We start from the raw sequence: 2,124 nt of genomic DNA, 5'->3' as shown, positions 1-2,124 counted from the left end.
CACGGGGGTGCAGATCTGGTCGTGCCACGGCGGCACCAACCAGAAGTGGACCGGCCTGTCCGGGACGGGCAACGCGTGTGCTCTTCCGTCGACCTACCGCTGGAACTCGACCGGCCCGCTGACGGAGCCGAAGGCGGGGTGGGCCTCGCTCAAGGACTTCACCAGCGTCGTCCACAACGGCAAGCACGTCGTCTATGCCACGACGCACGACACCGTCGCCGGTTCGAATGGGCGCTGGGGATTGACGACCTTCAGCCCCTTCACGAACTGGTCCGACATGGCCACCGCCACCCAGAACAAGATTCCCTTCGACGGCATCGCGCCGACGCTGTTCTACTTCGCCCCGAAGAACATCTGGGTGCTCGCCTACAACGGGGGTTGGCCCTACACCTTCTCCTACCGCACCTCCAGCGACCCCACCGACCCCAACGGCTGGGGCCCGCAGCAGGATCTCTTCACGACCACCCTCCCGGACGTTGTTGATCCCGACGGCACGCCCCGGAAGAGGGGCCCCCTCGACGTGACCCTTATCGGCGACGACACGAACATGTACATGTTCTTCGCCGACGACGAGGGCGGCATCTACCGCGCCAGCATGCCCATCGGCAACTTCCCGGGCACCTTCGGTTCGTTCACGAAGATCATGAGCGACACGGCGCTCAACCTGTTCGAGGCGCCGGAGGTCTACAAGGTCCAGGGCCAGAACCAGTACCTCATGATCGTCGAGGCCCAGAATTACACAGGGTATGGTCGCTACTTCCGCTCGTTCACGGCCACCAGCCTCGACGGCACGTGGACACCGCAGCCGCAGGCCGAGACCGTGACCAGCCCCTTCGCCGGCAGTGCCAACAGCGGCGCGACGGCCTGGACCAGGGACATCAGCCACGGCGATGTGGTTCGCACCAACCCCGACCAGACCAAGACCATTGACCCTTGCAATCTGCAGTTCCTCTACCAGGGGCGCGACCCCCGCACCGACGGCGGGGACTACGGCACCCTGCCTTACCGGCCGGGGGTACTGACACTGCAGCGCTAGCCGGTGGCGTGACACAGGTCCGGCTCCGGTGTTCCTGACATTCGCGGGCAACGACGTACGCCGAACCAGGTGAGCGTCACAGCGAGCGATCAGGAACAGGTGGAGTTGGAGCGGCGGGCTCGGTGCAAGGCCGAGCCCGCCCGTGCACGCGGAGAACCCGGATGGTGGCGGCCTCGTCCTGGTCGACCACGAGACGCGGAACGTCTCAAGCCTGGTGAGTCGGTCGGTTTCAGGGTTTGTCGAGTGAGCCGGGGTCGCCGGCGTCCGAGGTGATCACTGGGCGGCGGCGTGGTCGTCCGGCTGGTTGATCCACACGTTGGTGGGGATGATCGGCGGGGTGGGTGGCTTGTTGACGAACCGTTCGGGGTTGCGCTGGTAGACGGCGGTCAGGACGTCGGCGCGGACGGCGACCATCCAGACGACGGTGTAGCGGCTGTAGATGTCGATGATCGAGTACAGGTGGCAGAAGACCCGTTTGCCCGGTCCGCACAGCCGCGTTACGTCCCGGGACCGGATCTCGTTCGGGCGGGTGGCCGGTAGTTCCGGTTTGGCGTGCGCTGGGTGGACGGCGTGGCGGCGACGCTCACGGACCTCGTCGTGCTCGCGCAGGATGCGGTACATGACTGACCATCAACCCCTGCCGGCTCCAATTCGTCTACCAGGGCGTCGACCCCAAGGCCAACGGCAACGACGGCTACATCAAGATGCCCTACCGGATGGGCCTGCTCACGCAGACCAACTCCCCCTGCTGACACCGGTATCCGGCTCAAGCCCACCAGCGAGGTCCGAAAAAACTTGGACCGGGCGGCAACCTTTTCGGGAGCGGCGGCAACCAGTACCGCAACGGTGCCTGTCCAAGCCCGCCCGCACCGCTACCTGCCCCTCACGCCAAAAACCCGTACAACCACGGGACTTGAAGCCGCCTGGTTTCAGCCTGCGAACGTTTCTGCCCGCGAGTTTTGCGCGAGGTATTGACGCTGATCACCGGAACCCTATTATCCAATTGCTCGACATTTCGACCCGTGTTCGCTATGTCGAACATTTCAGGGCCACACCACACCGCCTCCTGACAGCCCCTGACGGGCCAA

The 2,124-nt window shown here is 65.1% G+C and carries 2 protein-coding genes; one reads left to right on the top strand and one right to left on the bottom strand.

The annotated features are described in order from the left end of the window. Positions 1–1,036 (top strand): non-reducing end alpha-L-arabinofuranosidase family hydrolase (locus OP79_RS48760; RefSeq protein WP_033329677.1); only part of this gene is annotated, 1,036 nt, incomplete at its 5' end. Positions 1,037–1,309: 273 nt separating this feature from the next. Here the strand turns inward: OP79_RS48760 and OP79_RS58830 are convergent. Continuing rightward, positions 1,310–1,657, bottom strand: coding sequence for a hypothetical protein (locus tag OP79_RS58830; protein ID WP_078492540.1), 348 nt, complete (start codon positions 1,655–1,657; stop codon positions 1,310–1,312). Between the last annotated feature and the right edge of the window lie 467 nt (positions 1,658–2,124).

This window comes from Streptomyces yerevanensis (assembly GCF_000716805.1).
GTDB lineage: Bacteria > Actinomycetota > Actinomycetes > Streptomycetales > Streptomycetaceae > Streptomyces > Streptomyces flaveus.
The sequence above is the reverse complement of the archived record's forward strand: the minus strand, read 5'-3'. Positions and strand labels throughout refer to the sequence as shown.